Annotated in this window: 2 protein-coding genes and 1 pseudogene; 2 read left to right on the top strand and 1 reads right to left on the bottom strand. The window is 63.1% G+C overall.

Going from position 1 to position 5,787, the window contains the following annotated elements; translation table 11 throughout:
• Together CXR02_RS21725 and CXR02_RS21720 are read left to right on the top strand one after the other, a co-directional pair.
• Positions 1-354 (top strand): annotated as a pseudogene (locus tag CXR02_RS21725) (glycosyltransferase family 2 protein); the annotation flags it as partial.
• A gap of 1 nt (position 355) precedes the next feature.
• Entirely contained in the window at positions 356-1,354 is a 999-nt protein-coding gene (locus CXR02_RS21720; RefSeq protein ID WP_104063875.1) for a glycosyltransferase family 2 protein, read from the top strand.
• 101 nt (positions 1,355-1,455) lie between these two features.
• On the opposite strand, the gene CXR02_RS23100 is transcribed toward CXR02_RS21720, so the two are convergent.
• Positions 1,456-4,785 carry an Ig-like domain-containing protein gene (locus tag CXR02_RS23100; protein ID WP_258061172.1) on the bottom strand — a complete coding sequence of 1,110 codons (3,330 nt, stop codon included), beginning with the start codon at positions 4,783-4,785 and terminating at the stop codon, positions 1,456-1,458.
• Positions 4,786-5,787: the final 1,002 nt, after the last annotated feature.

Raw genomic sequence — 5,787 nt, 5'->3', positions numbered from 1 at the left:
TGCTATGGATATATCGCGTTTCGGAGGGAATGCCTGGAGATCCTTCAGCTGGAATCGGACGGCTTTGAAATTGAGACTGAGCTGATTGTCCGGGCGGCAAAGGCCGGTCTGCGCATTGCCGAAGTCCCCAGCCTGGAGCTGGACCGGATCTCCGGCGCGTCGAACCTGCAGACGTTCCGTGACGGCTGGCGGGTACTGGGAACGCTGGCGCGCGAATGCACCATGTGGGAGGCGCCCACCGCAGGCGCCAGACCTGAAGCCCTCCGCCGGGTGAAATATACCTACGCAAATGTCAGCGTCCCGCGGACGCCTATGGATCCCCAAACGGTTCTCTCCCTCGTTCGGGGAGCGTAGCATGCTGGATCGTGGTGCACGTCCGAGCGTAACGATCGTCATTTGTGCTTATACCGAAAGGCGTTGGGACCGGTTGCTGGACGTCATAGAGTCCGTCCGGGCCCAATCAATTGCACCCCAGGAGGTCCTGGTGGTGATTGACCATAACGCGGACCTCTACGAGCGGCTCACCGAAATTGTAGATGACGTGACGGTGGTGGAGAGCAGTGGTCCACGCGGGTTGTCCGGAGCGCGGAACACCGGCGTCGGACTTGCCGACTCGGACATTGTGGCCTTCCTCGACGACGACGCCGAGGCAGCCCCGGACTGGCTTCAACGGCTGCTTGCCCTTTATGACGATCCTGATGTCCTGGCCGTCGGCGGCCGCGTGGAACCGGTGTGGGAAACGGGCCGTCCGGGCTACTTCGGTGAAGAGCTCGACTGGATCGTAGGATGCAGCCACCGCGGAATGCCCAAGGTGGCCTCCGAGGTCCGGAACGTCATCGGCGCGAACATGTCCTTCAGGCGCGAAGTCCTCCGCCAGGTGGGCGGCTTCAACCTTTCTCTGGGGCGCCAGGGCACTTTGCCCCTTGGCTGCGAGGAGACCGAGATCTGCATCCGTTCGAAGATAGGCTCACCCGGATCGCGGATCGTCTACGAACCGGCGGCTTTGGTCCGCCACCACGTGCCGGCGGACAGGGGGACATTGCGCTACATGCTGTCGCGTTCCTGGTCCGAAGGTATCTCCAAAGCCCAGGTAAGCCGGGTGGTAGGGCAAAAACGGGCTCTCGGCCCTGAACGGCGCTACGTGCGCAGCGTACTGCCACGGGCCGTTTTTTCCGGGATTCGTGATTGGGGCCGGGGCGACAACCCGCAGGGGCTGGGCCGGGCGGGAGCCGTCATCGCAGTCCTGGCTTGGACGGCCGCCGGGTACGTACGCGGCCGCCGGATGGCGCACGTGGAGGGCAGCCCGCTGTCCGGGACCGTCATTGCGCGCGCACCGTGGAGCGAGGTCCAGTGAGCGAACACCCCATCTGACCTGCGACGGGCGCGTCGCTAACATGGCCGGGACCCCATCCTTAAGGATGGAGTCCCGGCCATGTTTAGTTCTCTTCCTGTGGCTTAGCTCAGGGTGAGGATGAGCTTGGGTGCGAAGGTGCTGCCGGCCTCCTTGGAGTTGAGGTCCAGGCCATCGCCGCTGGTGGTGTCCATTCCCAGGGAGAGCTGTTGGCCGAGCTCAGCGGTCAGTCCGCTGACCGTCAGCGGAACGTTGTAGGTGGTGTTGGTGGTTGTCGGGCCGAGGGTGCCGATGCTGGTGCCGAGGGCCGGACGGGTGGGGGTGCCGCTGTACGTGATCCCGGTCTCGGTCCAGCTGTCATCGGCGACCAGCTTGATGTTCTGTGTGCCCGTTGATCCGCTGCCGGCGCTGCTCAGCTGCAATGTTGCACTCTGGATGGTCCTGCCCGCATACGCTGACAGGTCGAACTTCAGGTACGTGACCTCCACCGGGCTGTTGTCCACACCCAGCAAGGTGCTTGTGCCGTTGTTCGTCCCCGCCGCCGCGCTCGTCACATAGCTGTCAGCGGTGGCCGTGAGCGTGACGGTCTCGGGCGTGCCGCCGCCCGCGGGAGCCGTGGTGAAGGTCCAGGTCTTGTCCGTCGCCAGCGCGTTGCCGGCAACATCCTTCACCCCGGTGGGGCCGCTCTTGATCGTCGCAGTGTACGTCGTACCCGTCGTACCCGCCGCCAAATCCGCAGTCGGGTTCAACGTCGCAACGTTGCCCGTGCTGCTGTACGTCACAGCTGCCGGCACCGTCCCCGTCGGCCCCGTCAACGTGAACGTGCTCGACGTGACAGTCGACTGATTCATCGCTTCTGAGAACGTCCCTGTCACATTCGCCGACACCGCCACAGCAGTCGCATTAGCAGTCGGAGACGTAGCCGTCACTGTCGGAGCCGTAGTATCACCGCCGCCCGCGGGAGCCGTGGTGAAGGTCCAGGTCTTGTCCGTCGCCAGCGCGTTGCCGGCAACATCCTTCACCCCGGTGGGGCCGCTCTTGATCGTCGCAGTGTACGTCGTACCCGCCGCCAAATCCGCAGTCGGGTTCAACGTCGCAACGTTGCCCGTGCTGCTGTACGTCACAGCTGCCGGCACCGTCCCCGTCGGCCCCGTCAACGTGAACGTGCTCGAGGTGACTGTCGAGGCATTCATCGCCTCCGAGAACGTCCCCGTCACATTCGCCGTCACCGCCACACCAGTCGCACCATCAGTCGGAGATGTAACCGTCACGGTCGGAGCCGTCGTATCACCACCACCACCGCCGCTCAGGGTGAGGACGAGCTTGGGTGCGAAGGTGCTGCCGGCCTCCTTGGAGTTGAGGTCCAGGCCATCGCCGCTGGTGGTGTCCGTTCCCAGGGAGAGCTGTTGGCCGAGTTCACCGGTCAGTCCGCTGACCGTCAGCGGAATGTTGTAGTTGGTGTTGGTGGTTGTCGGGCCGAGGGTGCCGATGCTGGTGCCGAGCGCCGGGCGGATGCTGTACGTGATCCCGGTCTCGGTCCAGCTGTCATCGGCGACCAGCTTGATGTTCTGCGTGCCCGTTGATCCGCTGCCGGCGCTGCGCAGCTGCAACGTTGCACTCTGGATGGTCCTGCCCGCATACGCTGACAGGTCGAACTTCAGGTACGTGACCTCCACCGGGCTGTTGTCCACACCCAGCAAGGTGCTTGTGCCGTTGTTCGTCCCCGCCGCCGCGCTCGTCACATAGCTGTCAGCGGTGGCCGTGAGCGTGACGGTCTCGGGCGTGCCGCCGCCCGCGGGAGCCGTGGTGAAGGTCCAGGTCTTGTCCGTCGCCAGCGCGTTGCCGGCAACATCCTTCACCCCGGTGGGGCCGCTCTCGATCGTCGCAGTGTACGTCGTGTTTGCGGTCAGGTCAGCAGTCGGGTCCAACGTCGCAACGTTGCCCGCGCTGCTGTACGTCACAGCGGCCGGCACCGTCGTCGTCCCTTCCTTCAACGTGAACGTGCTCGACGTGACCGTCGACGCGTTCATCGCCTCCGAGAACGTCCCCGTCACAGTCGCCGTCACCGCCACAGCAGTCGCCCCATCAGTCGGAGACGTAACCGTCACGGTCGGAGCCGTAGTATCACCGCCGCCCGCGGGAGCCGTGGTGAAGGTCCAGGTCTTGTCCGTCGCCAGCGCGTTGCCGGCAACATCCTTCACCCCATTGGGGCCGCTCTCGATCGTCGCCGTGTACGTCGTATCCGCCGCCAGATTAGCAGTCGGGTCCAACGTCGCAACGTTGCCCGCGCTGCTGTACGTCACAGCGGCCGGCACGGTCGTCGTCCCTTCCTTCAACGTGAATGTGCTCGACGTGACCGTCGACGCGTTCATCGCCTCCGAGAACGTCCCCGTCACATCCGCCGTCACCGCCACACCAGTCGCACCATCAGTCGGAGATGTAACCGTCACGGTCGGAGCCGTCGTATCACCACCACCACCGCTGGGGTCGTGATAGTGCCAGTACCGGCTTGTGGCGTTCACATCGGCGAGCACCAGCAGACCGCTGTTGCCCGTGCCCCGCGCCGCACTGTTGAGGTTCTGCTTCGTTGACGTCACGTTGTGGACATACTGGTCGGCGTCCACGATGCGAGCCGTCTTCGCGGTGGTGAAGCTGATGTTGCCCAGCGGCGAGGACTTCTCGTAGATCGCACCCCCCGACGAAGTGCAGACACCAGCGTTCGTTGTGCCACTCGGCTTCGGATAGGTAGCGAAGGTACGCAGCCTCTGCGTGCTCTCATCAATCAGGACGATCACCCGGTTCGGGCATTCGGACACAGGCGCGATCGGGTGCGCCGACCAGGTCGTACCACTCAATGCCAACAGCTGGATCAGCGGCTGGGGCGCCGACGTGAACGACGTCTTGACGGCGGCGAAAACCCGGTCACCCGAGGAGTCCAGCCACTTCAAGTTCATATGGTCATCAGCGCTGCGCTGCCCCGACACCGCCGCCACAGGAGTGCTCCATCCGGTGTTCGGGGCTCCGCCGGCACTGTCGGCACGGTAGCTCCAGTACATGCCGTCGGTGGCGTCACCGACCTGCCGGCTCCACATCAGGCCCATCTTGCCGGGTCCGAATGCGATCACAGCCGAGGTATCGTCCACAGACACGTTGCTCAACGACGCAGGATGCTGGAACGGCGTCCCCCAGGTCTTGCCATCCGTGCCAGTGACGTTCAGATAGATCCGGTTCCCCTGCTGCCACGTGGCCCACACCCGACCAGTCGAGTCCTTATCGATGGTCAGGACCTCAACTTTATAGTTGTTGATGATTGTGGAACTCTGCGCCAGCAGCGAGTACGTCTTCGTACTCGAGTTGTAGCTGTAACGCCGCATCAAAGTCGGGAAGTTCGGCTCAGCAGGCAGACCGTCGTTGACGAACTGATGGCTTGCCACATACAAAGTCGTCCCGTCCCACAACACGTCATGATGGGTGTTCGCCCGCGTCTCCGTCGCCACACCCGTATTGACCCACGAGCTCGTCGCGGCATTGAACCTGAAGATATGAAAATCCGAGCTGGCAGTGTCCCACAGGTTCCCCCACCAGAGCCCGTCGTTGAACCACAACGCACTCTCCGCCCGCTTCGTACCCGTCGGCGTCCCCGTCCCTGAATGCGACGGGCCCTCAACCCCAACATCACCCGGAGCAGCCGACGCCGTAACCGGCACCACCAGAACACCACACAGCGCAAGCAGCAGCGCTGTCAGCAGTGCATGGAGCCGCAATTTCCGCGACCCGCGTAGGCGAAGACCAGCCGAGCGACCATCTCCCCGCCTTACGCCTAGGGTGCTAAGGGCGAGTGCCTGGCTTAGCCACTTGACGGGCCTTTTTATCTTCATGGCTGATCTCCTGGGTTCTTGGATGTCACGCCTGAGCTCCGCATATGCGTCGACAGAAACGACGGCAGAAGCCCTAGGCACCCAGCGTAGGAGCGCCCAATGAGGCCGCACAATGACAGCCCTGTACCTAATAATTACTGGGTTCCTAATACCCCATACCTAAAGAATTCGCCCGTTGGTAAATCCCTGTACTTACGAACGGCCAGCGGGAGTGCTCTTAAAAGCGAGTACTGACTACTCGTGATAGCTCATGGAGCGCCACGTAGGCTCTTTGCACGGCCAGAGTCAATGGCAATGAATGAGAGCTGGGCCAGAGACCAGACCCATGACCGGATGAAGCGCTAGTGCCGCGCCCGACTCCTGAGTCGAGTGCGGAGTTGACTAAATCCGCAAGCGTCATGAAGTGGTGAGGCATTTGTCTATTTCAACCCAGCTCCCAATAACATTCCCGATGCTGGCCTTCGAAGCTCCGAGGGCGTCGGTCAGTGTCGTTATTCCCACCCTGAACGAGGCGAGGAATATCCCGTGGGTTCTTCGCCGGATTCCCTCGTATGTGGA

The organism is Arthrobacter sp. 4R501, assembly GCF_002929755.1.
Lineage (GTDB): Bacteria > Actinomycetota > Actinomycetes > Actinomycetales > Micrococcaceae > Arthrobacter.
Note: the sequence above shows the minus strand (reverse complement) of the source record. Positions and strands in the feature narration are given on the sequence as shown.